A 24292-nucleotide genomic window follows, 5' to 3' on the forward strand; every position below is an offset into this window, starting at 1 on the left:
TGGACTCTGCCGACGCTCGCGATCGCCTCCGCGGCGTGGACCCGATGGCAGACCTGATCGATGATTCCCGCTGCTGTCAGGCAGGGGCCTCTCCGAAGTCGGGAATCGGGAGGCGAACTCCGCCGAGAAGTGCCGACTCGTGGGCGATGATTCCCGGCAGGGTGAACCGGGCTGCAACCCACGCGTTCACACTCGGTATCGAGGAATCCCTGACCGCGGTGACGAAATCGTCCACAAGAAAGTGGTGACTTCCTTCGTGCCCATCCGGAGCGCCGGCGAATGTCACCGGAAGTCGCGCCGGATCGTGGACCCGCGCGTGTCCGGACACGAACGCTGCGCGCAGTTCGGGTGCCACGTGCGCCAACGAGGGGTCGTCGAGGCTGAGCGTCTCACTGGTAGCCAGGAGATCGGATACATCCTTCAGCCCGACCTTGTCCTGCCACACCGAGACGTTCGCCAGTTGTTCGAAGCTGGCTTTGGTGCCGAAGTACCGGAACCGCGACTCTCGCAGGTGACTCGGGTACCCCACGCGACGGAACTCGTTGATCCGCATCGACCCGCCAGAGGCAAGCTCGTAGAGGGCCGTCGCATTGGAGAAGTCGTTCCCGAACTGACTGACCTCCCGGTCGAAGACTCCGTCGTCGACGTCGTCACGCACACCGATGCAACTCACACTGGTGGCGTACGTGGGCAGGGCTCCCAGCACTCCCCCGATCGAATGCGTCGGGTACAGCATCGGCGGATAGCTCGCGGTTCGCTTCCACCCCGGCCCGCCACTGTATTCGTAGGCCGAGTAGAAGCCGAGATCCATGTCGTGGAGATAGTCGCCTTCCGCATAGAAGACGCGGCCGAAGGCACCTGCCGCGTACTGATCACGAGCGAAGACGGTCGCCGGGTTGTAGTAGCTCGTCTCGCCCATCATGTAGGTCAGCCCCGTGTCGGAAACGGCGTCGATGATCTCGGCGATCTCCGTCTCCGAGATCGCCATCGGCACCGCTGAGTACACATGCTTGCCTGCGCGAAGGGCCCGCACCACCAACGGTCCATGAGTCCACCGCTGCGTGAAGATGGCGACCGCGTCGACATCCGATTCCAACATCGCCTCGAAGGTCGAGAAGGTGCCGGCGAGGCTCTGCTCGACGCGCAGCGCTTCGGCGCGCTCAGGCAGCAGATCCGTGAGGTACACCGCGCTCACGTCGGGGTGCCGCGTGAACAGAGTCGAGAATTGCCCGGCGAATTGCCCGGCACCGACGATGCCTATTGAGAATGCCATGTTCATCCATCTTCCGAGTAAGCCCGGCATTCCGCCGGACGTGGCTCCTATGCGCCGGCCAGATCGGCGAGTGGATCGACCCAGGCCCTGCGCGGGTCCGGTCGCGAGGTATCCGACCACATCCCGGTGCATGTGTAGGCGACAGCCATGTTCGACTCGGGGTGCGCAAACCCGAAGTTCCCGCCTGCCCCTGGGTGCCCGAATGTTCCCCCAGTCGCGAATCTCCCACTAGAGAACTGCGAGCCCAACCAGAATCCCAGTCCGAACTCGGCGAGCTGCTGGTTCGGCACCCCAGCCAGTTGAGGAACCGGACCCAAGCCCAGAGTGCGGGGCCGGGTCACGAGGTCAAGGGTCGTCGGTGAGAACAACTGCACGGAATCGATCTCACCGATGGTGGCGGCGTAGACCTTCGCCACCGATCGTGCGCTCGCGATTCCCCCTGCCCCTCCGAACTCCATCCGGTGCCCCTCGGCGGTGTTGAGGAACTCGACCATGTCAGGGATCGACTGCACCTCCTCGAGGAGTTCCCGGACGACCGGGTCAGACAGATCCACTCCGTGCTGCGACCACAGATCAGCCGGACTTGCGGCGGGATGCATCTCATTGCGATGCGTCACGTCGGTCTCGCGAGCTGTCGGGAGCCCGCCGATCCAGAAGTCCAGGGCGAGCGGAGTGGCGACGCGCTCGGCGAAGAGTTCGCTCACGGTCTTGCCCGTCACGCGACGAATCACTTCGCCGTTGAGATACCCGAACGTGAACGGGTGGTACCACGATGCGGTCCCGGCACCCAGAGCGGTTCGGCGGCGGCCAGCGTCTCCGTGCACAGCCCCCAGTTCGGCAGGTCACGACTCTGGATCCCCGCGCCGGAGGGGAAGAAGGGAAGACCAGCCGCATGGCTGAGGAAGTGCGCAACGGTCGTCTGCTCCTTGCCGCTGACGCCGAATTCCGGCCACACGCTCGACACCCGTTGCTCGGGATCGAGCTGGCCCTGTTCGATGAGCAGCGCTGCGAGGATCGCGACCATGCCTTTGGTGGTGGACCACAGCACGAACAGGGAGTCTCCGTCAATCGCGGCGCCCGTCTCCGGGTCGGAGCCCGTCCACAGATCGACCACCACGTTCCCGTGTTGATACACGCAGAGTTGGGCGCCGCCGGGGTCGTCCGAGTGTCCGCGCTCGAAGGCGTCACCGACCGCCGAGAAGCCAGGAGCGACGTGACCGTGGATCATGGAAGAGCTCCCGGGCTATCGGAACACCCCACCGAGGGCGACGCCCTTGGTGATGCTCCGGTTGAACACGAGGTAGACGACGATCAGCGGGATCGTCGCGAGCGTGAGGCCGGCGAAGATGGCGCCGGTGTTGCTCGCGAACTGCCCCTTGAAGTCGAGCAGACCGACGGGGATGGTGCGGCTGTCGGGGGCCTGCAGGAGCACGATCGCCAGTTGCGTCTCGCCCCAGACGAAGAAGGCGTTGATCATGCCAACCGCGACGATCGGGCCCTTCGACAGGGGAAGCACGATCTTCACGAAGATCTGGAATCGTCCCAGACCATCGATCGCTGCCGCCTCCGCGAGCTCCGAGGGGAAACCGAGATAGAAGCTGTGCAGGATCAACACGCAGGTCGGGAGGCACAGGGCGATGTACAGAACTCCCAGCGCCCAGGGAGATCCCAACAGGTCGAGGGCGTTGAACGCCGTGTAGTACGGGATCAGGAGCATGATCAGAGGCAACGTCGTCGCCACGAGGAACAATCGGATGATCGTCAACCGCACTCGCGTCGATGCGAGCGTTGCGAAGTAGGCGGTGAACGCTCCGATGAGCAAGCAGCCCGTGATCGCCACGGTGGTGACGATCACCGAGTTCAGCAGATAGACGGCGAATCCCTGACCGCCAGGGGCTCCGTTCCACGCGTCGACGAAGTTCTGCGGATGCCAGTCGACATCGAAGAGCCCCAGGGGATCGGTGTAGATGTCCGTGTTCGACTTAAACGCCAGGAGAACGATGAGCGCGAACGGGATGATCGCGAGAGCACTCCAGAGGATTGCGCCGGTGTGGCCGACGACGGTGCCGGCGCGAACGCGAGTCTTGCGTGTCATTCGTCTACCCCTTTCCGGGATCCGAGGGCTTGGCCGACGAGGCCGACGACAAGAAGAAGAAGCCCGCCGACCACGCTGACGGCGGCGGCGAGGCCGAAGTTGGCGAAGAGGAACGCATCCTTGTAGACCTGCACGGGCAGGATCGTCGACGCGCTTCCGGGCCCGCCTTGGGTCATTCCCCACACCAGGGTGAATCCGTTGAACGCCCAGATCACCTCGAGAAGAACGATCATGGAGAGCACCGGACGCACGAGCGGGAGCGTGATGGAGAAGAACTGCCGGATCCGGGATGCGCCGTCGATCGATGCCGCCTCGTACACCGAGACCGGCACCTCCTCCATCGCCCCGAGAATCACGAGGAATGCGAATCCGACGCCCGCCCAGACCGCCACGGCGATGATGACGTACATCACCGTCGAGGGATCTGCGAGCCATGCATGCGTATCGCCGAGACCGATGGCACCCAGGAAGGCGTTCACGGCACCCGACCGAGGCTGGACGGACAGCGCCCAGAACACGGCAACGGCAGAGGGCGGTGCGATCGCCGGCAAGAACCACACGACCCGGTAGAAGGCCTTTCCACGAATGCCTCCCGACACGAGCGCCGCAAGGACGGTGGCGATAGCGCATAGCACCAGCGCCGCGCCGACGCCGAGGAGGACGGAGCGGAACAGAGCATCACGCACCGCGGAACTGGTGAACGCCGTGACGTAGTTGTCGATCCCGATGTATTGGGGTTCACCGACACCGGGCCACTGCGTGAACGACGTTCGAATCAGATCGATGATCGGGAGCCCGAAGAACACCGCGAGGATGATCAGCCCGGGAGCGAGCATCCACCAGACTTCGCGGGGTGTCCCCCGCCCTTTCGCTGATCGTGCCGCTCGTCGTGAGGGTCCGGATTCGTCGGGGAGGACGACTGTCACGGTTTCGAGTGAACTCACCATGCGCCTTTCTCGCAGAACAGGAAGGTGCGCCGCTCAATAGTGCGAGCGGCACACCTTCGTGCGCTACTTGTTCTGAGACTTCCAAGTATCGAAAGCGCCCTGCTGCGCCTGACCGACCTGCTCCGCGGTGGTCTGTCCGCTGACAAGCTGCTGGATCTGCGGGTCCATGAATGATCCGCCGATGGAGCCAGGGAGAGTGCTGGTCAGGCCGAGACCGAATCCGACCGAGTTGGTGAACTCGATGACGCTCTGCACCACCGGCCCGAGGCCGGGAACGTCCGACGCCGCGACGGTGTTGACGGCGGGAAGAGAACCGACATTCTCTGCAGCGAACTTCTGGACATCGTCGGACGAGTACACGGCGAGGAACTTCTTGGCGAGGTCGATGTTCTTCGACGTCTTCGGGACCGCCAGCGTGTCACCGGCGTACAACGAGGGGAGCGTCGGCTCGTCTCCCGCTCCGGGGAGCAGCAGCCAGTCGTACTCGAAGTCGACGTCGCCGAGAATGGACGGGATCCAGACGCCGCCGAGGAGCATTGCGGCGTCGCCAGCGGTGAAGGCCGCCTGCGCCTGATCGCCCGCAGCGCCGGCCATTCCTTCCTGGAAGACGTTGTTGTCGTTCCATTCTGCGATCTGTTCGAGCGAATCCGTGAACGCGGGATCGTCGTACTTCTCCTTCGGCTCCACTCCCGGCTGCCACGAGACGAGGTAGTCCTTCAGCGCGTCGGGCGAGTTCGCCTGCAGCTGCGCATCCTGGAGCCAAGCAAGCTGATATCCGGCCGCACCTCCCACCGCGAGTCCGTCGTAACCCGACGTGTCGAGCTTCGAGACGATGTCGTACAGTTCATCGTTCGAAGCGATCTGGTGGTTGGCGGGTGCGGTGATCCCGGCCTCGGCGAAGGCATCCTTGTTGTAGAACACCACGTTGTAGTAGGTGGTGTCGAACAGCGCGAGGTACGGAGTGCCATCCCACTTGAGGGCACCCGCGATCGTGTCGCCGTAACGAGACTCGAGATCGGCGTCGGCCCACAGGTCGTCGAGGGGCTCGAGCGCGTCGGCCTTCACCAAGTCGAAGTACGGCTGAGCATTGACCGGTACGAGACCGATGTCCGGTGCGTTCGACGACGCCATGATCTGCGTGTTGGTGGTGCTCTTCTGCTGCTCGGTCACCGTCTGGAACTCGACGGTCACTCCGGGGTTCTCCTTCTCGAAGATCTTGGCTGCGTACTCGAAGGCGGGCTGTTGGACCGACTGGACCTGCACGGTCAATGTCTTGTCGCCGTCACCGCCTCCGGCTGCTGCGCCGGATGCGCAGCCGGCGAGGGCGAGCGCGGAAACGCCGACGAAGGCGGTGATCGAGAGCGCGCGTCTGCGCACTCCTCGCGGGGTCTGGTTCTGGTGCATTTTCACTCCTTTGTGGTGGCTGCGTGACGTCGGACGATTCTTCAGGGTGAATCGTTTCGCTCTGTCGGGGCAAATATAGCACCCAGCGAGCGAAGTGTCTCGACTTTCTTCAGGAAACTGGTTGCATTCCGCGAATCCTCGCGGGAGAAACGTTATGCTTACGCGTCCGTTCTTGGATCTTCCAACTCGGGCAGTCCGAAGATGACCACCTGAAGCGCTTCGTCCGTGCGAACGGAGACGTGAGGATCGTCCGCCACCACGACGATCGAGTCGCGGTGGCGCCACGCCACCCACCAGTCACTGCCGCCAACAGTGACGGAGCCGCGTTCGATCGGCGACCTGTCGAGCGTGTACGGCTTCAGGTCATGACTCCATTCGCCGAACCCTTCGAGGCTGCGGCGCTGCACGTCAGGAATCCGACCACTGGCCTCCGGCCCGATGTTCAGCAGCAGGCGACCTCCGCGCGAGACGACATCAGCGTACAGACGGGCGAGTTCGCGCGCGGATAGCGTCAGAGATTCGTCCTCCGTGCGGTTGTGCCCGAATGAGAATCCGAGTCCCCGGTTGTGCTCCCAGCCGATCCCTCGCTCGTTCTGAGTGTCGTGCGAGTACTCGCTGGTCCGGTAGTCCCACACCGGCGCGCCCCAGCGGTCATTGACGATGCCTTCCGGCACCACTCGCTTGTAGTAGTCCAGCAGCTGGACGAGCGAGCCGTCCGCCTTGCCCGCATCCGGCCACTCGATGTCGTTCCAGATCACTGCCGGCTTGTAGCGGTCGATCAGGTCGCGGACCTGTGCTGTTGCGTACTCGGCGTACTCCGCGCCGTTGGGCCGGTACTCGGTGACATCGGCCATCGACTCGATCGGAGGGAAGTCCGTGAAGGCCCAATCGAGTCCACCTGAGTAGTAGACCCCGAAGCGCATCCCTTCCTTGCGCACAGCCTCGGCGAGGGGCGCGAGCAGATCCAGCTTGGGTCCCCGAGCAACCGTGGACAGCCTGCCCGCCCCGGGTGCGTCCCAGAGGGTCACCCCGTCGTGATGTTTCGCCACAGGAATGACATAGTCGGCACCAGCTCGGTGGAAGAGCCGTGCCCACTCGGACGCATCAAACTGGCTGGGGTTCCAACGGTCGAGGAACGTGTCGTAGGAGTTGTCCCCGTACTCCGCGATGTGGTGAAGTGCTGCCGGCGATCCTTCGATCCGGGAGGTGTTGGCGTACCACTCCGCGTACGCGTTGTGGGCGAACCACTTCTCTTCCGGGACAGCACCCCATGCGCCGGTCGGCTCCGCCCAGGCCGGAACCGAGTACGGCCCCCAGTGGATGAAGATGCCCAGAGTGGACTGCCTCGCCCATTCGGGCAGGGTGGGACTATCGGTCATTGCTCTCTCCTCGGGATGACTCGACGAATCGCCACGTGGCGCCCCGCCTGGTATGTGATCTTCGTTTCGCGACACAGCGAAACGACTAAAGGTCTGCGGATCGTGGGTAGACTCCGGGCAACATCGTTGATGAGCGCGAACGGTGGCGACACTCGCGATACGAAGGACCGGAATTGTCGAAAAGCACCAGATCTCCCGCAACGTACAAGGACATCCAGCGGCTGACGGGCTTGTCGCTGGCGACGATCTCGAAGTACTACAACGGGCGAAACGTTCTTGCCTCGAACAGGGAAGCGATCGAGGCGGCGGCTGCGGAACTGAACTACCGGCCGAACGCGTTCGCCAGCAGCCTGCGGCGCGGCGTCACCCGAACCGTCGGCGTTCTGCTGCCGTCTTTTCAGAATCCCTTCCACCTCGAGATCGTCGTCGGAATCGAGAAGTATCTGCGCACTCACGGCATCGGCGTGCTGGTGACTTCCAATGAGCAGGATGGGACCCCATCCAGCGTCAACGCCGTCGAGCTGCTCCTCAGCAGAAGAGTCGATGGCATCATCGGCGTTCCGGCACTGTCGGACTCGTCGGCGCTCGCAACCGCCGTCTCTATCGGCATCCCCGTCGTCACTGTCGACTGGCTCCCGAGTGGACTGGACGCTGACTCGGTCTCGCTCGACAACGTGCAGGCGGGCAAGGTCGCAACCCAGCATCTGATCGATCACGGCCATCGGACCCTCGGCGCCCTGGTCGGCGAAGAGGGAATGTGGAGCCTGCAGGGCAGGCTCGATGGTTTCCTCGCGGCGGCTCGTGCCGCCGGCGTCACCATCGCCGACGACCACATCCAACGCGCCCCGATCAACGTGGACTACGGGTATGCGGCGATGATGCGGTTGCTCGCGGCGGAGACGCGCCCGACGGCGGTGTTCGCTGGGAACTACGACCTGACCGTCGGCGCCGTCGCCGCCGTGAACGATTCCGGGCTCCGCCTCGGGCACGACATCTCTCTCGTCGGCTTCGACTCCGTCGAGCTCGCCAAGGTGACGAGCCCGAAACTGACGGTCTACGTGCAGCCCGTCGAGCAGATCGCGACCGAGGCCGCTCGAATCATGAACGCTCGACTGGACGACCCGGATTCGACGACGAGCCACGTGATGCTCGAGCTTCCCGGACACCTCCAGATCGGCGCATCTGTTCGACGGCTGACCGACTGAGTCGCAGAGCCGGTCCGCGCACGCAGGACCGCTGGGAACGACAGAAGAACCAGCCGTAGACATTGGGCTCCTCGACGTCGGGGTGGCGAAACGATTCACTCAGAGTAGAGCGGAACGCGTCGGAAATCAATGGCAGGGCTTGCCTTGACGCAGTTCTTCGCATGTCGTAACGTTTTGCTCGATTGCGGGAGCCTCCCCGCGCGCTTACCGATCTCAAGGAAGAGAGAAGTAGATGAAGACCGTTCGGCTCACACAGCGAAGGAACCGGCTGACTGCCATATTCCTCGCAGCGACACTCGCGGCGGGTGCGCTCGCCGGCGCCGCCACGGCCCCACCCGCCCAGGCCACGACCGGAAGCGCCAGCGCATCAGACGATTTCGAACGTGCGAACGGCGGGTTGGGAACCGCGTGGACCGCTGATCGCGGTACGTGGAGCATCGCATCAGGAAAGGCGTTGTCCGCGGGCTCACCGGGGAACAACGTCGCGACCCACCGAACACTGCAACTCGGGCGGTCGTACACAGTCACCGCTGATATCGACATCGTCGCGTCCGCGCCCGGCGGCGCCGAGTGGTCAGGGATCGTCGCCAACGTCCAGGGCACCACGTCGCTGAACTACTACGTGCTCCGGGCGACGACCGCCGGTGGCACTCGATCCGGCCAGTGGCAGCTGCTGAAGATGGCCAACAATGCGACCCCCACGGTCCTCACGCAGGGCACGATGACCGCTCCCTATGGGACGCGCCTGCAGCTGAGCTTGGCGCGAGACGGCGCACAGTTCCAGGTGACGGTTCGCAACGGGGCGACGGGAGCTACTCTCGCCACGGGTGCACACACCCTCGCCGTCATCGACCCTGCGCGAGTCGGCGGCTACGCCGGGCTCTACTCGAATTCGGGCAATCTCCAGGCGCGGTCGTTCGATCTCACCACCGCCACTCCGGCCATCACCCCGCCGGGCGCCGTGGCCTGCAAGCCCACCGGGCAGTACGACTTCCCTGGCGGCAGCGGAGAGGTTCTCGAGACGGTGCCGGTGGGCACCACCTTCGCCGGAATACCCGTGACGCAGCGCGTCCTGACCGACGGCGACGACCAGTACGTCGCGTACTACAACGCGCAGCGCGGCATGACCATCGCGCATCGCAGTCTTTCCGCCGCGACCCCCACCTGGACGACGAAGGTCCTCCCCACCACGCTCGGCTGGGACAGCCACAACTACATCTCCATCGGGCTCGACCGCAACCGCAACCTCCACGTCGCCGGCAACATGCATAACGTCGGCCTGATCTACTTCCGCACCACGACGCCGGGCAACGTCAACTCCCTGACACGCGTGACGAACATGGTGAGCGCCAGCACCGAGAACTCGGTCACGTACCCGGAGTTCGTGAACAGGCAGGACGGCAGCCTCGTCTTCAGCCACCGCAATGGCGGCTCCGGGGATGGCGTCACGTACTTCAACGTCTTCAACGAGACCTCCGACACCTGGTCCCGGCTCGTCGACCAGCCCCTCTTCAACGGAACCGGTTCGGCCACCAACCCCTCGGGCACGTGGAACGCCTACTTCGAGAACCCGCTTCTCGGTCCGGACGGCAACTTCCATATGGTCTGGGTCTGGAGGGACACGGGTGACGCGGCGACGAACAGCATGCTCACGTACGCGCGCAGCGCGAACCTCGTCGACTGGTTCGACAGCGCGGGCAACCCGCTCACGTCGCCGTTCCGCTATGGCGATGCCGACGTCGTGGATCCCGTTCCCGACGGAGGAGGACTGCTCAACGGCAACGCGAAGCTCGGCTTCGACGCGGATGGCACGCCCATCATCAGCTACCACAAGTACGACGACACGGGTCGCTCGCAGATCTATGTCGCCCGTGCGGACGGCACAGGCGACTGGGACATCAGCCAGGTCAGCAACTGGGAAGGACGCTGGAGCTTTGGCGGCGGAGGAAGCCTCGACTTCAAGGTCATCATGGGCGGATCTCAGGTCATGAGCGACGGGAACATCCGCGTCGACTTCCGGTGCGAAGGATCACCCCAGAGCATCGTGGTGAACGATTCGCTGACCGGGGTGGCTCAGGCGCCCACACCGCCCCTGCCCGCATCGGTCACCACCGTTCGCGGCACCTACCCGGGGCTCAAGGTCAACCTCCAGACCGACCTCAACGGAGCCGCCGCTGCGGGAGGAACCTGGTACCTCCGCTGGGAGTCGCTGCCCAGCAACCTGGACCAGCCTCGCGCTGAGTGGCCACAGTCAGGGAGTGGCATCGAGCTCGTTCGGATCGGAGTCCCTGAGGAATAGACACTCCTGACCGCAAGACACGGAAGCCGCCCACTGCACCCCCGGCAGTGGGCGGCTTTCGTGGACGGCATGACGATATCGCGGAACTGTGCTCCGCACTCCAGCAACCAGGAATCCCCGCCTAAGTGGGGATTTTCACTGCGGAGACGAGGGGATTTGAACCCCTGGTCCCCGTGAGGGGACTCCACCTTAGCAGGGTGGTGCACTCGGCCGGACTATGCGACGTCTCCAGGCATCCGACCCGAAAGCACGGATGCACCTAGCCATCATAACGGGTCCGATGGGCAGGTACGAACCGAGCGGATGAGCGCCGTCGTCAGGCGTCGAGGAGGCGCTTGGTGGCGGTCGACATGTGGATCGCCATGGCCGACGCCGCGGCATCCGGATCGCCGGCCCGCACGGCATCCAGCACGGCGCCGTGCTCGGCGACCGCCTGCTCGGCGTGCGCGGGGTCGTGCACGGCACGGTCGGCGTAGACCTGCAGCAGCGATCGCACGACGTGCACGTGATCGGTCAGCGTCTCGTTCCCCGCGGCCTCGGCGAGCGCGTGGTGGAAGTCCAGGTCGGCGCGGGCGAACGTGGAGAGGTCGTCGATGCTCGCTCGCATCCGCTCGACGCTCTTCTCGAGGCGCGCGATGATCGCGGCATCGGCGCGGGCCGCGGCCAGGCGCGCGACGAAGATCTCCAATCCCTCGCGCAGCTCCAGCAGCTGGGCGGTGTTGCGCTCCCCGATCAGCAGCCCCCAGCGGAGCGTCTGCGGCAGCAGCTCGCTCGCTGCCCCCCGGAGATACGTGCCGGAACCGGGCCGCACGTCGACGATCCCGAGGATCTCCAGGGCGGCGAGCGCCTCACGCACCGCGGATCGCCCGACGCCGAGCGACGCGGAGAGCTGGCGCTCAGGGGGCAGACGAGTACCCGGGGCGATGGAGCCACCGGTGAAGAGGTCGAGGAGGCGACGGGCCACCTCCGACACCGGCGTGCCCGACGGCATGGCCGTCAGGGCGGCGGCGATGTCATCCACCGGTTCTCCGGGAAAAGCGGGCATGGGAGCAAACTTACCGGCACCGTCGCAGAAGACGGACTTGCAATTGGTCAACCGGTTCGCCAATATGGATGTGCGCACAGAACGAAGTCCTGCGCGATCACCGTCGATACAGGAGTCACCGTGGACACCACCCAGACCGAAACGCCTGTCGCGAAGTCCGCGATCCGCAAGGTCTCCATCCGCCTCGTGCCGTTCGTGGCGCTGATGTTCTTCATCAACTACCTCGACCGCACAGCGATCGGATTCGCCTCCCCCAACGGGATGAACGACGACCTCGCCCTGAGCGCCGCGCAGTTCGGCTTCGCCTCGGGGGTCTTCTTCATCGGCTACATCCTGCTGGAGGTGCCGTCGAACCTCGCCCTGCACAAGTTCGGAGCGCGTCGCTGGCTCGCCCGCATCATGGTCAGCTGGGGCATCGTCGCGCTCCTCTTCACCTGGGTGGGGAACTTCGAGCAGCTCGTCGTGCTGCGGTTCCTGCTCGGCGTCGCCGAGGCCGGCTTCTTCCCCGGCGCGATCCTCTTCCTCAGCCTCTGGGTGCCGTCGCAGTACCGCGGGCGCATCCTCATGCTCTTCTACCTGGCCCAGCCGCTGACGACGGTGATCGGCGCCCCGCTCGCCGGCGCCCTCATCCAGCAGCACGGCGTCTTCTTCGGACTCGAGGGCTGGCGCTTCATGTTCATGGGTGTCGCGATCCCCGCGATCGTCGTCGGCGTGATCGCCTGGTTCTACCTCAAGGACAAGCCCTCCGACGCGAAGTGGCTCACCCTCGAGGAGCAGACCTGGCTCACCTCCGCCCTCGAGGCCGAGCGCAAGACGACCGCCGCGAGCCAGAAGCACGTCTCCGTGCGCTTCGCCTTCTCCAGCGGACGCGTCTGGATGCTGTCCTTCATCTACTTCGGCTTCATCTACGGCCTGTACGCGCTGGCGTTCTTCCTGCCCACGATCATCGAGGGCTTCCAGACCGAGACCGGCGGCACCTTCGACGTGCTGCAGAAGGGCCTCATCACCGCGATCCCGTACCTGCCCGCCGCCATCGTCATGTACTTCTGGTCGCGGGATGCCGGCAAGCGCGGCCTGAAGACCTGGCACATCGCGGTCCCGGCCCTCGCCGGCGCGGTCTCCATCCCGCTCGCCCTGTTCACCGGGTCCCCGGTGGCGACCATCGCCGTCATCACGGTCACGGCCTGCGCGATCTTCGCCGCACTGCCGAACTTCTGGACGCTGCCGACGCAGTTCCTCACCGGTGTCGCAGCCGCGGCGGGCGTGGCGCTCATCAACACGATCGGCAACCTCGCCGGCTTCAGCGCTCCGTACATCACGGGTGCCGTGCACGACTGGACCGGTGGCTACCAGGTGCCGATGTTCATCGTCGGCGGTTTCATGCTGCTGTCGGCCGTGCTGATGGTGATCCTCGCCCGTCGGAGCCGCGTCCTCCCCGGTGCCACCGCCGCCACGCCCGTCGTGGAGGAGACGCGATGACCAGGCTCTGGAACGATCCCGCCGACTTCGCGGACGAGATGATCGCGGGCTTCATCGCCGCGAACGAGCGCTCGGTGCGCGGGGTTCCCGGTGGTGTGGTGCGCAGCACGGTCGTGCCCGAGGGTCAGGTCGCCGTCGTGATCGGGGGCGGCTCCGGCCACTACCCGGCGTTCGGTGGACTCGTCGGCCAGGGCCTCGCCCATGGTGCCGTGATGGGCAACCTGTTCGCCTCGCCCTCCACCCAGCAGGTGCACACCGTGGCCAAGGCGGCCGACCGCGGCGCGGGAGTCTTCCTCAGCTACGGCAACTATGCGGGCGACGTACTGAACTTCGACGCCGCGCAGGAGAAGCTCCGCGCCGAGGGCATCGCCTGCGAGACCGTCACCGTGACCGACGACATCTTCAGCGCCTCGGCAGAGGAGAAGCACAAGCGACGCGGCATCGCCGGCGACCTCACGGTGTTCCGCACCGCTGCCGCCGCCGCCGAGGCGGGCTACGACCTGGCCGGCGTCACCCGCGTCGCGACGCTCGCCAACGAGCGCACGCGCTCCTTCGGCGTCGCCTTCAGCGGATGCACGCTCCCCGGAGCCCCCGAGCCCCTGTTCACGGTCCCCGCCGGACGGATGGCCATCGGCCTCGGCATCCACGGTGAACCGGGCATCGACGAGACCGACATCCCGACGGCCGACGGCCTGGCCGAGCTTCTCGTCAGCCGTCTGCTCGACGAGGTTCCGGACGGCGTCGAGACCTCCGGTGCCCGCGTCGTGCCCATCCTCAACGGCCTCGGCTCGCTGAAGTACGAGGAGATGTTCGTCGTCTACCGCCGCATCGCCCAGCTGCTCGCGGATGCGGGTCTGGTCCTCGTCGATCCGCACGTGGGCGAGTACTGCACGAGCTTCGACATGGCCGGTACCTCCCTCACGCTCTTCTGGCTGGACGACGAGCTCGAGCAGCTCTGGGAGACCCCGGTCGACACCCCCGCCTACCGTCGGGGCTCCGTGATCGCCGCCGCACGCGCGGAGGTCACCGAGGCGGATGCCGTCGCCGAGGCCGCGATCGAACGCGGTGACGACGAGTCGGTTGCCGCTGCCACTGTCGTGCAGGCCGCCGTGCAGCGCATCGTGGACACGGTCGACGAGCACGTCGAGGAGTTCGGCCGCATCGACGCCATCGCCGGAGACGGCGACCACGGCATCGGCATGCAGCGCGGCTCACACGCCGCGCTCGCCGCCGCCACCACCGCGGCCCGAGCCGGCGCGGGGGCGGCGACCACCCTGTCGCACGCCGCCGACGCCTGGGCCGACCGGGCAGGCGGCACCTCGGGCGCCCTGTGGGGCGTCATCCTGAACGCGATCGCCGCACGCCTCGGCGATGCGGGACGACCGGATGCCGCAGCCGTCGCGTCGGGCGTCGCCGCCGGAGCGCGCGGAGTGATGGAGTACGGCAAGGCGGAGGTCGGCGACAAGACCCTGGTCGACGCCCTCGTGCCCTTCAGCAGCACCCTGACCGCCGCGGTCGACGGGGGCTCCTCCCTCGTAGACGCCTGGCGGACCGCTGCGGATGCCGCCACCCGCGCCGCCGCCGCCACGGCCGACCTGCTCCCCCGCATGGGCCGCGCCCGCGCCCACGGGCAGCACAGCGTCGGCACACCCGATCCCGGCGCGCACTCTCTCGCCCTGATCGTGACCGCTGTCGGCGACCTGCTCGCCGACCTCGAAAGGAACAGCAATGACTGACACCCTCCGCCTCGTGATCGGCAGCGACGACGCCGGCTTCGACTACAAGGAGATCCTGAAGAAGGACCTCGAGCAGAACGGCATCGTCGCGAGCGTGGTCGACGTCGGAGTGGATGCCGACGGCCACACCGCGTACCCGCGCGTCGCGATCGCCGCCGCCGAGCTCGTCGCCAAGGGCGAAGCCGACCGCGCCCTGCTGATCTGCGGCACGGGACTCGGCGTCGCGATCGCCGCGAACAAGGTCCCCGGCATCCGTGCCGTCACCGCGCATGACTCGTTCTCGGTCGAGCGCGGCGTGCTCTCCAACGACGCGCAGATCCTCACGATGGGTCAGCGCGTGATCGGCATCGAGCTCGCCCGCCGCCTCGTGCGCGAGTGGCTGACGTACCGCTTCGACCCGAGCAGCGCCTCGGCCGAGAAGGTCGCGGTCATCGGCGAATACGAGTCCACCGGATCCTGCTGATGGCCAAGGTCACGGTCGGCGTGAGCCTGAAGATGTACTTCGGTCATCGGCAGGCGGCGACCTGGTTCGACGCGGTCGCCACGCGGGTCCGCGCGCACGACGCCGTGCAGTCCGGAGCGGTCGAGCTCTTCGTCACGCCGACGTTCCTTCAGGTGCTCCCCGCGATCGCCGCATTCGCCGGCACCCCCGTGCGGATCGGCGGACAGGACGTCGCCGCAGCCGACACGGGCGCGTTCACCGGCGAGGTCTCGGCTGCCGAGCTCGCCGAGGTGGGCGCCTCGATCGCCGAGATCGGCCACGCCGAGCGCCGTCGCCTCTTCGCCGAGACCGACGAGGTCGTGGCTGACAAGACCGCCGCCGCCCTGCGCGCCGGGCTCACGCCGCTGCTGTGCATCGGCGAGACCTCGCATCAGGAGCCTTCGGATGCCGCCGCCGTCGCCGTCGCCCAGCTGCGTGCCGCCCTCACCGACGCCCCCGCCGGCGCCGTGATCGTCGCCTACGAGCCCGTGTGGGCGATCGGAGCCCCCGAGCCGGCGCCGCACGACCACATCCGTGTCGTCGCGGCCGCCTTGCGTGCCGCGCTCGATGGCGATGCCGACCGCACGGACTCCACCGTCATCTACGGCGGAGCCGCCGGCCCCGGCCTTCTCACCGCGCTCGGCGACGACGTCGACGGCGTCTTCCTCGGCCGATTCGCGCATGATCCGGATGCCCTCGTCGCCGTGCTGGACGAGGCGGCGGAGCTGGCGGCCCTTCGACAAGCTCAGGGACCCAGCGGAGCTCAGGGGCCCAGCGGAGCTCAGGGACCCAGCGGAGGCGACTCATGATCGGCCTCGGCACCTACGCCTACTTCTGGCAGCACTCCGACCGCGCGCCCGAGCCGTTGAGCCTGATCGGCGCTTTCGAGGACACCCGCGCCCAGGGCGTCGACCTGTTCCAGATCTGCGACTACGCGCCCCTCGAGCGGATGAGCGACGACGAGGTGCGAGACGCTGCCGCGGCCGCCCGTGACCTCGGCCTCACGATCGAGCTCGGCACGAAGGGCATCGTCCCCGCGCACCTCTCGCGCTTCCTCGAGCTCGCCGCGATCTTCGACGCACGGCTCGTGCGGAGCATGCTGTACGGACCCGACTCCCGGCCGACGCTCGACGAGGCGGAGACCTGGCTGCGCGACAGCATCCGCTCCTACGAGGCCGCCGGCGTGACACTCGCGCTCGAGACCTACGAGCAGGTGCCGACCGCCGAGCTCGTCGGCATCATCGAACGCGTCGGCAGCCCGAACCTCGGCATCTGCCTGGATCCGGCGAACGTCGTCGCCCAGCTGGAGAACCCGAAGACCTGCGTCGAGCTGACCGCGGCGCTCACGAAGAACATCCATGTGAAGGACTTCGCGTTCGCCCGTCAGCCCGGCTGGGTCGGCTTCACCTACTCCGGTGCCGCCATGGGCACCGGGCTGCACGACTACGCGCAGCTGCTCGCCGCCGTGCAGCCGCGCGAACGCGGCATCAACGAGATCGTCGAGCACTGGCTGCCCTGGCAGGACGACGCAGAGACCACCATCCGAACCGAGCGGGAATGGACCCGCACCGCACTCGACTACCTGAGGAGCACGACATCATGAGCACCACCTACAAGATCGCCGTCATCGGCGCCGGCGGCAAGATGGGCATGCGCGTATCGAACAACCTGGCGAAGACCGATCACACCGTCTGGTACGTCGAGAACTCGCCCGCCGGACAGCAGCGCACGATCGACGCCGGGCGCGAACTGACGGATGCCGCGACGGCCGTCGCCGACGCCGACATCCTCGTGCTCGCCGTCCCCGACCTCGCCCTCGGCCCGGTCACCGCCGAGCTCGTGCCGCAGGCCAGGAGCGGAGCCATCGTGCTCACCCTCGACCCGGCGGCCGCGTACGCGGGACTCCTCACGACGCGCGACGACGTGATCCAGGCCGTCGCCCACCCGTGCCACCCGTCGATCTTCCTGCGGCGGGAGACGCCGGAGCAGTGGGCCGACACGTTCGGCGGCATCGCCGCCCCGCAGGATGCCATCGCCGCGATCGAGAGCGACGACGACGCCAAGAAGGACATCGTCGAGGCGACCGTCCGCGCGATCTACGCGCCCGTCATCGACGTGCACTGGGTCACGATCAAGCAGCTCGCGCAGCTCGAGCCCACCCTCGTCGAGACCGTCGCCTGCATGATCGGCGACCTGCTCAACGAGGCCCTGCAGGAGACCGTGAACACCATGGGCGTTCCGGAGGCGGCGGCACGCAGCATCCTCTACGGTCACACGCAGGTGGCGCTCGCGAACGGACTGCGCGGCGACAACCCGTTCTCCGACGCGTGCCTGATCGCGATGGACTACGGCCGCGAGAGCATCATCAAGGACGACTGGAAGAAGATCTTCCGCGACGACGAGCTCGACAAGAACCTTGCGCGGATGCTGCACCTCGACAAGATCGAGCGCTGACCCGGACACTCTGCCCGAGCACCTCGACAGGAGAAGTGCGCTTCCCCCGGACCGTTTCCGCAGAAACGTCCGAGGGAAGCGCACATCTCCTTGGCGAGCGCCCGGATGCCGGGGCGCCCGCCCTTCCTCAGCGCGCGATCGACGCCCCCCGGAGCCACTCGCGCACGTCATCCCGGCGGGTCTGAGCGCTCGCCGTCTCTCGCGCCCGCTCCAGCACATCATCGATCCGCACCCTCGCACCGGTCTCCGCCGACGCCACGGCACCCTCGACCATCGCGAGGCTCCGCAGGTTCGTCCGGATGCTGTTCTCCGGTTCGGCTCCGGTGCGCAGGGCGTCGACGAACGCCTCGAGCGACCCGGCGATCTCCTCGCGGATCGGCGGCGCGGCGACCGTCACGGACTCACCCGCGTCCGGTCGATGCACGATCGGCGACCCCTCGCCGTCCCAGGTCGCCGTGCCCTCGGCGGCACTCACACGCCATGAACCGTTCCACGACGTCTCCTGCCCCGGCGCGCACCAGCTGCCGTTGTAGACGTAGCGGGTGCCGCCCTCGAACTCGAACACGGCGGCCGCGTTGGCTGCACCGGCGTACCAGCTCCACGACGGGTTGTACTCCTCGCAGTACACCGAGACGGGTTCGGCGCCGATGACGAAGCGTGCGGCGTCGAAGGCGTGGATGGCCATGTCGACCAGCAGCACGTGCGGCATCTCCTCGCGGAAACCGCCGAAGTGCGGAGCCTTGAAGAACTCCGTGCTCACGGTGCCGATCGTCCCCAGCGCCTCAGCCTGCCGCCGCAGCTCCCTGAGGGAGGCGAAGTACCGCCGCGACTGGCTGATCATGAGCAGCCGACCGGAGAGCTCGGCGATCCCGGCCTGGATCAGGGCGGTCACCACCGTCGGCGCCGCGGGCTTCTCGCACAGCACCGGATACCCCGCGCCCAGAGCCTCCTCGTTCACGACGAGATGCGCCTCGGGCACCGTGACGTTCACGACGGCGTCGGCACCGACGGCATCCGCGACCTCCGCCGTGCTCCTGCCGACTTCGACGCCGTGCAGTCCGGCATCCGACAGCGCGGCGCGAGCCACGTCGAGGTCGAGGTCGACGAGACCTGCCAGCTCGACCTCCGGGCTCTCGGCGATCGTGCGCAGCCACGCGCGCCCCATCCCACCGGCGCCGACCTGCACCAGGCGCAGCGGGCCCGTCATCGCTCCATCGCCCCCTCGTACCCGCGCCCGTTGTAGAAGTCCTCGGTCTCATAGCGCAGCAGGACGGGGATATCGCGCTTCGGACGCAGCGTCTTCGCCCATTCCACGCCGTTCGCGATCACCTTCCGCACCTCGGCCTGGTGATACACCGGATAGTCCTGATCGCCGGGGCTGAAGTAGAAGATCTTCCCGAAGCCGCGCCGATAGGTCATCCCGCTGCGGAACACCTCCCCGCCCGAGAACGTCGAGAGGAAGACGAGCTCGTCCGGAGCCGGCACGTCGAAGAACTCTCCGTACATCTCCTGCGCGGGGATGAGGAACGGATGCGGGATGCCGCGCGCGATCGGATGCGTCGGGTCGACCGTCCAGACGATCTCGCGGTCGTCCTTGGAGCGCCAGCGCAGGGTGCACGTCGTGCCCATGAGGCGGCCGAAGATGCGCGACCAGTGCCCGGAGTGCAGCACGAGGAGTCCCATCCCCTCGAGAACGTGGCGCTGCACGCGGTCCACGACCTCGTCGGAGACCTCGTCGTGCGCCGCATGCCCCCACCACACGAGCACGTCCGTGTCGGCCAGGACCTCTTCGGTCAGGCCATGCTCCGGGTCGTCGAGCGTGACCGTCGTGACGACCGCCCGCTCGCGGAGGTTCTCCTCGATGCCCTCCTTGATGGTGGTGTGCATGCCCGACGGGTAGATGTCGCGCACCTTCTGCTCGACCTGCTCATGTCGGTTCTCCCCCCAGACGACGACGCGGATGGGGTGCTCGGGGGTGGTGGTGCCGCTCATTTTCTCTTCTTCCTTCTGCGCTCGGGTGCGGGGGTCTTCTGCGGGGTGTCGGGTGTCTCGGAGCTACTTCACGGCCCCGCCGGTCGCGCCGGCGGCGATGTACCGCTGCGCGATGACGAGCAGCACGATCGCGGGGATCGAGGAGAGCACCGCGGTCGCCATGACCGCGCTCCAGTTCGCGACCTGCGTGCCGAGGTACTGGTAGATGCCGAGGGTGACCGGGGTGATGTCGTCGGTGGTCGTGAGAGTCAGCGCGAAGAGGAAGTCGCTCCACGAGAACAGGAACGCGAAGAGCCCTGCGGTGATCAGCGAGTTCTTCGCGACCGGCAGCACGATCGACCAGAACGCACGAACGTGCCCGGCGCCGTCCACGCGCGCCGCCTCGATGATCGAGGGCGGCACGCTCATCATGAAGGCCCGGAGGATCATGATCGAGAACGGGATGGCGTGAGTGGCGTCGGCGAGGATGAGCCCGGGGATCGAATTGAGCATGCCGAGGTCGTTGTAGGCCGCGTAGAGGGCATTCGCGATGACGACCCCGGGGATCATCTGCGCGATCAGCACCGCGAGCAGCGCGACGTTGATCCAGCGATAGCGGAACTGCGCGAGCGCGTACGCGGCCGGGGCAGCGATCGCGAGGCTGAAGACGACCGTGCCCACTGAGATGACGAGGCTCGTGACGAGGTTCGGCCCCTGGTCGGCGAACGCCTTCTCATACCCCGCGAAGCTGGGGTTCAGGGGAAGGAGCGACGCGGTGAGGGTGTTGCCCGACGGCTGCAGCGAGGCGTTGAACATCCAGTAGACGGGGAACAGCATGATCGCGAGGAACGCGACGCCGAGCGCGGTGAAGAGGATGTCGCGCCCGGAGCGACGCGTCGCCCGCCGTTTCGCGGCGCCGTCGGTGACGATGGCCATGGTGGTCATTGCTCTGCCTTCCTACTCGTCCACCTGTTTGCGGTTCCCGCGGAGGTAGAAGATCGCGAACACCAGCGAGATGAGGATGAGGATGTTGCTGAACGCGGCGCCGACGCCGAACTCGAAGTCGACGAACGACGACTGATAGGAGCGGATCGCGATCGTCTGCGTCGCGTTCGCCGGCCCGCCGTTGGTCAACCCCAGGATGATGTCGATCACCTTGAGCGTGTAGACCACGCCGAGCACCAGCACCACGTTGATCACGGGGCGGAGGTTGGGCAGCGTGATGTGCCAGAACGACTTCCAGCCGGTCGCCCCGTCGAGGGCTGCCGCCTCGTAGAGCTCCTCCGGGATGTCCTGGAGACCGCCGTACAGGATGGTCACGTTGAACGGGATGCCGATCCAGATGTTCACGAGGATGACGGCGATCAGCGCCACATCCGGACTGTTCAGCCAGGGAACCGCCCCGAGCCCGACCGAGGCGAGGAACTCGTTGAGGATGCCGCTGTCCTGGTCGAGGATGGATCGCCAGGTCGCGCTCGAGACGATGAGCGGAAGCAGCCATGGCAGCAGGAGCATCGCGCGGAGGAACCCGCTGAGCGGGAACCGCCTCCGGAAGAACACGGCGAGCGCGAGCCCGATCACGAACTGTCCGGCGATGGAGCCGACCGTGAAGAGCGCCGTGTTCAGCATCGCGGGCCAGAACAGCCCGCTGTTCACGACAGTCGCGTAGTTCTCCCAGCCCACCCACGGCGCCTCGCCGGTGAAGAAGGTCTTCGTCGTGTACTCCTGGAAGCTCATCACCAGGTTCTTCACGACCGGATAGCCGAAGAAGAGCAGGATGTAGAGCGCGGCCGGCGCGAGGAACATCGCCTTGACCACGCCCTCCCGCCGGAATCGGCTGGTCGGTCGGGCCGTGGGCGTGCGCTGTGCGCTCACCGCGGGTGCTGTCGCTGTCGTCGTCATCACGTCGATTCCCTCCTCGGTGCCCCGCGATCGCCGCGGGGCACCATCGGATGCCGATCGGGTCAGCCCTTGGCCGCCTGCTCGAAGGCCTCGTCCGGGGTGGCCTTGCCGGTGAGAGCGAGCTGGATCGCGTTGTAGATCACGGTCGCCTGCTCCGGCCAGTCCTCGCCGAGCTCGCCCGTGCGCGAACGCGCGTTGACGACCTGCTCGGCGAAGGCCTCCATCGACGGCACCTTCTCGACGTACTCCGGGATCAGGTCGGTCCTGGTCGGGACCGTGAACCGCGACTCCGCCGCCTGCAGCTCGATGTCGTCGCCGGACATGCACTCCACGAACTCCGCCGCCTTGGCCTGCTTCGCCTTGTCACCGGTCTGCGGCACGGTCCACACCTCGCCGCCGAGCGGTGCGACGGGCGTCTGTCCGACCTTGTTCACCGGCACCTGGACCGAAGCCCAGTTCACGTCGGTCTCGTTCAAGGCGGGGATGTTCCAGGGGCCGTTCACCATCATCGCGGCCTTGCCGGCGACGAACTGGTCCTTCACGTCGCCCTGGCTCCAGTTGATGACGCTCTCGGAGGCGGATCCGCTGCCGACGAGGTCGACCCAGAGCTGCAGCGCCTCGGCGTTCTCCGGGGTCTGCAGATCGGTCTCGTCTCCGCCGTTGGTCCACATGAACGGGAGGAACTGCCAGCTGCCCTCGTACGTCGCGATCGCCGAGAAGGCGATGCCGTACTGGTCGCCGGAGGTCAGCACCGCAGCGGTCTCCTTCAGCTCGTCCCAGGTCGTGGGCGGCTGGAGGCCGGCCTGCTCGAAGAGGTCGACGTTGTAGAACAGGCCGAGGGTGTTCACGACGGGCGCGAGGCCGTACACCTCGCCGTCGTAGGTCGCGGCATCCAGGATCCCCTGGGCGAAGCCCGAGGTGTCGACGTCGAAGTCGCTCAGCGGCGCGAGCCCGCCGGTCGCGGCGATCTCCTGCACATCGGGGTTGTCGAGCATCAGCACGTCGGGGAGCGTCTTGGACGAGGAGCGCTGGAGCACCTTCTGGATGAGGTCCTTGCCCGGCACCGACTCGCGCTCGATGGTCACGTCGATGTCGGCGGCGCACTGGTCGAGCAGGTCCTGCACCAGCGTCTTGTCCGGCTCGTTGTTGTAGTAGTCGAGGATCGTGAGGGTGTCGGGGTCGCCGCTGGATGCGGAGCCTCCCCCGCCGCAGCCGGCCAGGGCGAGCGGCAGGACGGCGGCCCCCGCCACCAGGGTGATCAGTGTCTTGCGTGTGCGCATCGTCTACTCCTTCGTGTGTGATGCAGGATGTGATTCAGGGTCGATCCGCGTCGACCGGCGTCCAGCCGGCGTCGGCTGCTGCGCTGCGCTCGACGGCGTCGAGCACCCGCTGCACGTAGAGGCCGTCCTCGAAGGAGGGCTCCGGCGTGCGTTCTTCCGCGATCGCACGCACGAAGTCGGCGACCTCGTGCACGAACGCGTGGTCGTAGCCGAGTCCGTGGCCGGCCGGCCACCAGGCACCGGCGTACGGATGCGACGGCTCCGTCACGTGGATCCGACGGAACCCCGCCTCCGACGCATCGACGGTGTGGTCGTGGAACCACAGCTCGTCGGCGCTCTCGAAATCAAAGGAGACGGAGCCGAGCGAGCCGTTGACCTCGAGGCGCATCGCGTTCTTGCGTCCCGCCGCGAAGCGCGTCGCCTCGAAGGTCGCGAGGGCGCCGCCGTCGGTGCGGCCGATGAACACGGCGGCGTCATCGACGGTGACCGGGCCGTATCCGCTGCCGGCCGTCGCGGCGAGCGCACCCGTCGCGGCCGGTAGCGGGCGCTCTCTGACGAACGTCTCGGTGAGTGCGCTCACCCCGGTGAGCCGCTGGCCGGTGACGAAGACGGCCGCATCCACGATGTGCGCTCCGATGTCACCGAGCGCGCCGGAGCCGGCGCGCTCGCGATCGAGGCGCCACACCAGCGGGAAGTCCTCCGCGACGATCCAGTCCTGCAGGTACTGAGCACGGATGTGGCGGATCGTCCCGAGGCGACCGGCGCCGACCAGCGCCCTGGCGTGGGCGAGCGCCGGCACGAAGCGGTAGCTGTACCCGACCATCGACTGGATCCCGCGCTCGCGCGCCGACTGTGCGGCCGCGACCATCGATTCGGCTTCGGCGAGCGAGTTGGACAGCGGCTTCTCGCACAGCACGTGCTTGCCGGCCGCGAGCGCCTCCTCCGCGATGACCGCATGCAGGTCGCCCGGCACGCAGACGTCGATGACGTCGACGCGCGGATCGTCGAGGAGGCTGCGCCAATCGGTGGACGACCGGGCGATGTCGTTCCGCGCGGCGAACGCGGCGGTCCGCTCCGAATCCTGACCCGCGACGGCGAGGACCCGAGGGGTGAGCGCGAGGTCGAACGCCCGCGATGCCAGGGTCCAGGCCTGTGAGTGCACGCGGCCCATGAACGACGTTCCGACGAGACCTACGCCGAGCTCACGGCCGTCAGACATCTCTGTCATCACCACTCCTGTTCGTCATCGCACCAGAGTTTCGGTTAAGCGTTTAAACTCACCGTTGTCCGAGTATGCAGACATATGTTGGACTTGTCAACATATTCATCAGCGATGATGGAC

At 66.9% G+C, this 24292-nt stretch carries 20 protein-coding genes, 1 tRNA gene and 1 pseudogene; 8 read left to right on the top strand and 14 right to left on the bottom strand.

Annotated elements, in window-relative coordinates:
- Positions 1-76: 76 nt before the first annotated feature.
- The 6 genes and pseudogenes from ABD648_RS08960 to ABD648_RS08990 all read right to left on the bottom strand — a co-directional run bounded on the left by ABD648_RS08960 (position 77) and on the right by ABD648_RS08990 (position 7098).
- On the bottom strand, positions 77-1273 hold the full coding sequence (locus ABD648_RS08960; RefSeq protein ID WP_282217528.1) for a Gfo/Idh/MocA family protein: 1197 nt from the start codon (positions 1271-1273) through the stop codon (positions 77-79).
- Positions 1274-1320: 47 nt separating this feature from the next.
- A pseudogene (locus tag ABD648_RS08965) lies at positions 1321-2501 on the bottom strand (serine hydrolase domain-containing protein).
- A gap of 15 nt (positions 2502-2516) precedes the next feature.
- Positions 2517-3368, bottom strand: a complete 852-nt coding sequence (locus ABD648_RS08975; RefSeq protein ID WP_282214618.1) for a carbohydrate ABC transporter permease — start codon at positions 3366-3368, stop codon at positions 2517-2519.
- Positions 3365-4204 (bottom strand): carbohydrate ABC transporter permease, encoded by an 840-nt coding sequence (locus tag ABD648_RS08980; RefSeq protein ID WP_282214619.1) that lies wholly within the window; start codon positions 4202-4204, stop codon positions 3365-3367. The genes ABD648_RS08975 and ABD648_RS08980 overlap by 4 nt, the downstream gene beginning before the upstream one ends.
- 174 nt (positions 4205-4378) lie before the next feature.
- Entirely contained in the window at positions 4379-5719 is a 1341-nt protein-coding gene (locus ABD648_RS08985) for an ABC transporter substrate-binding protein (RefSeq protein WP_282214620.1), read from the bottom strand.
- Positions 5720-5877: 158 nt separating this feature from the next.
- On the bottom strand, positions 5878-7098 hold the full coding sequence (locus ABD648_RS08990; RefSeq protein WP_282214621.1) for an alpha-L-fucosidase: 1221 nt from the start codon (positions 7096-7098) through the stop codon (positions 5878-5880).
- Between the two features lie 173 nt (positions 7099-7271).
- Here ABD648_RS08990 and ABD648_RS08995 point away from each other — a divergent pair, with 173 nt between their 5' ends.
- Positions 7272-8303: a LacI family DNA-binding transcriptional regulator gene (locus ABD648_RS08995; protein WP_282214622.1), complete on the top strand. Its 1032-nt coding sequence runs from the start codon at positions 7272-7274 to the stop codon at positions 8301-8303.
- Positions 8304-8757: 454 nt separating this feature from the next.
- Positions 8758-10602 (top strand): BNR repeat-containing protein, encoded by a 1845-nt coding sequence (locus tag ABD648_RS09000; RefSeq protein ID WP_282214623.1) that lies wholly within the window; start codon positions 8758-8760, stop codon positions 10600-10602.
- 141 nt (positions 10603-10743) lie between these two features.
- Here ABD648_RS09000 and ABD648_RS09005 read toward each other — a convergent pair.
- Positions 10744-10832, bottom strand: a tRNA-Ser gene (locus ABD648_RS09005).
- An 86-nt stretch (positions 10833-10918) separates the two neighbouring features.
- Positions 10919-11647: a FadR/GntR family transcriptional regulator gene (locus ABD648_RS09010; RefSeq protein WP_282214624.1), complete on the bottom strand. Its 729-nt coding sequence runs from the start codon at positions 11645-11647 to the stop codon at positions 10919-10921.
- A gap of 120 nt (positions 11648-11767) precedes the next feature.
- On the opposite strand from ABD648_RS09010, the gene ABD648_RS09015 reads away from it, so the two are divergent.
- The 6 genes from ABD648_RS09015 to ABD648_RS09040 are packed head-to-tail and all read left to right on the top strand — an operon-like array spanning position 11768 to position 17797.
- On the top strand, positions 11768-13126 hold the full coding sequence (locus ABD648_RS09015) for an MFS transporter (RefSeq protein WP_282214625.1): 1359 nt from the start codon (positions 11768-11770) through the stop codon (positions 13124-13126).
- Positions 13123-14862: a dihydroxyacetone kinase family protein gene (locus ABD648_RS09020; protein WP_282214626.1), complete on the top strand. Its 1740-nt coding sequence runs from the start codon at positions 13123-13125 to the stop codon at positions 14860-14862. The genes ABD648_RS09015 and ABD648_RS09020 overlap by 4 nt, the downstream gene beginning before the upstream one ends.
- Positions 14855-15325 (top strand): ribose-5-phosphate isomerase, encoded by a 471-nt coding sequence (locus ABD648_RS09025; protein ID WP_282214627.1) that lies wholly within the window; start codon positions 14855-14857, stop codon positions 15323-15325. Before ABD648_RS09020 ends, ABD648_RS09025 begins: the two co-directional genes overlap by 8 nt.
- Positions 15325-16152, top strand: coding sequence for a triose-phosphate isomerase family protein (locus ABD648_RS09030; RefSeq protein WP_282214628.1), 828 nt, complete (start codon positions 15325-15327; stop codon positions 16150-16152). Before ABD648_RS09025 ends, ABD648_RS09030 begins: the two co-directional genes overlap by 1 nt.
- Positions 16149-16946 carry a sugar phosphate isomerase/epimerase family protein gene (locus ABD648_RS09035; protein WP_282214629.1) on the top strand — a complete coding sequence of 266 codons (798 nt, stop codon included), beginning with the start codon at positions 16149-16151 and terminating at the stop codon, positions 16944-16946. The genes ABD648_RS09030 and ABD648_RS09035 overlap by 4 nt, the downstream gene beginning before the upstream one ends.
- The gene (locus ABD648_RS09040; RefSeq protein ID WP_282214630.1) at positions 16943-17797 is read left to right on the top strand and encodes a phosphogluconate dehydrogenase C-terminal domain-containing protein; all 855 of its coding nucleotides are present in this window, start codon (positions 16943-16945) and stop codon (positions 17795-17797) included. The genes ABD648_RS09035 and ABD648_RS09040 overlap by 4 nt, the downstream gene beginning before the upstream one ends.
- 127 nt (positions 17798-17924) lie before the next feature.
- Here the strand turns inward: ABD648_RS09040 and ABD648_RS09045 are convergent, their stop codons facing one another.
- The 6 genes from ABD648_RS09045 to ABD648_RS09070 all read right to left on the bottom strand — a co-directional run bounded on the left by ABD648_RS09045 (position 17925) and on the right by ABD648_RS09070 (position 24178).
- Complete coding sequence (locus ABD648_RS09045) at positions 17925-19004, bottom strand: Gfo/Idh/MocA family protein (RefSeq protein ID WP_282214631.1); 1080 nt, start codon at positions 19002-19004, stop codon at positions 17925-17927.
- Entirely contained in the window at positions 19001-19789 is a 789-nt protein-coding gene (locus ABD648_RS09050) for a ThuA domain-containing protein (protein ID WP_282214632.1), read from the bottom strand. Before ABD648_RS09050 ends, ABD648_RS09045 begins: the two co-directional genes overlap by 4 nt.
- 63 nt (positions 19790-19852) lie before the next feature.
- Positions 19853-20713 carry a carbohydrate ABC transporter permease gene (locus ABD648_RS09055; protein WP_282214633.1) on the bottom strand — a complete coding sequence of 287 codons (861 nt, stop codon included), beginning with the start codon at positions 20711-20713 and terminating at the stop codon, positions 19853-19855.
- Positions 20714-20725: 12 nt separating this feature from the next.
- Positions 20726-21670, bottom strand: coding sequence for a carbohydrate ABC transporter permease (locus tag ABD648_RS09060; protein ID WP_425561726.1), 945 nt, complete (start codon positions 21668-21670; stop codon positions 20726-20728).
- A gap of 62 nt (positions 21671-21732) precedes the next feature.
- Positions 21733-22950: an ABC transporter substrate-binding protein gene (locus ABD648_RS09065; protein ID WP_282214634.1), complete on the bottom strand. Its 1218-nt coding sequence runs from the start codon at positions 22948-22950 to the stop codon at positions 21733-21735.
- A 34-nt stretch (positions 22951-22984) separates the two neighbouring features.
- Positions 22985-24178 carry a Gfo/Idh/MocA family protein gene (locus ABD648_RS09070; protein WP_282214635.1) on the bottom strand — a complete coding sequence of 398 codons (1194 nt, stop codon included), beginning with the start codon at positions 24176-24178 and terminating at the stop codon, positions 22985-22987.
- Positions 24179-24292: the final 114 nt, after the last annotated feature.

The organism is Microbacterium luteolum (assembly GCF_039533965.1).
GTDB classification, from domain to species: domain Bacteria; phylum Actinomycetota; class Actinomycetes; order Actinomycetales; family Microbacteriaceae; genus Microbacterium; species Microbacterium luteolum.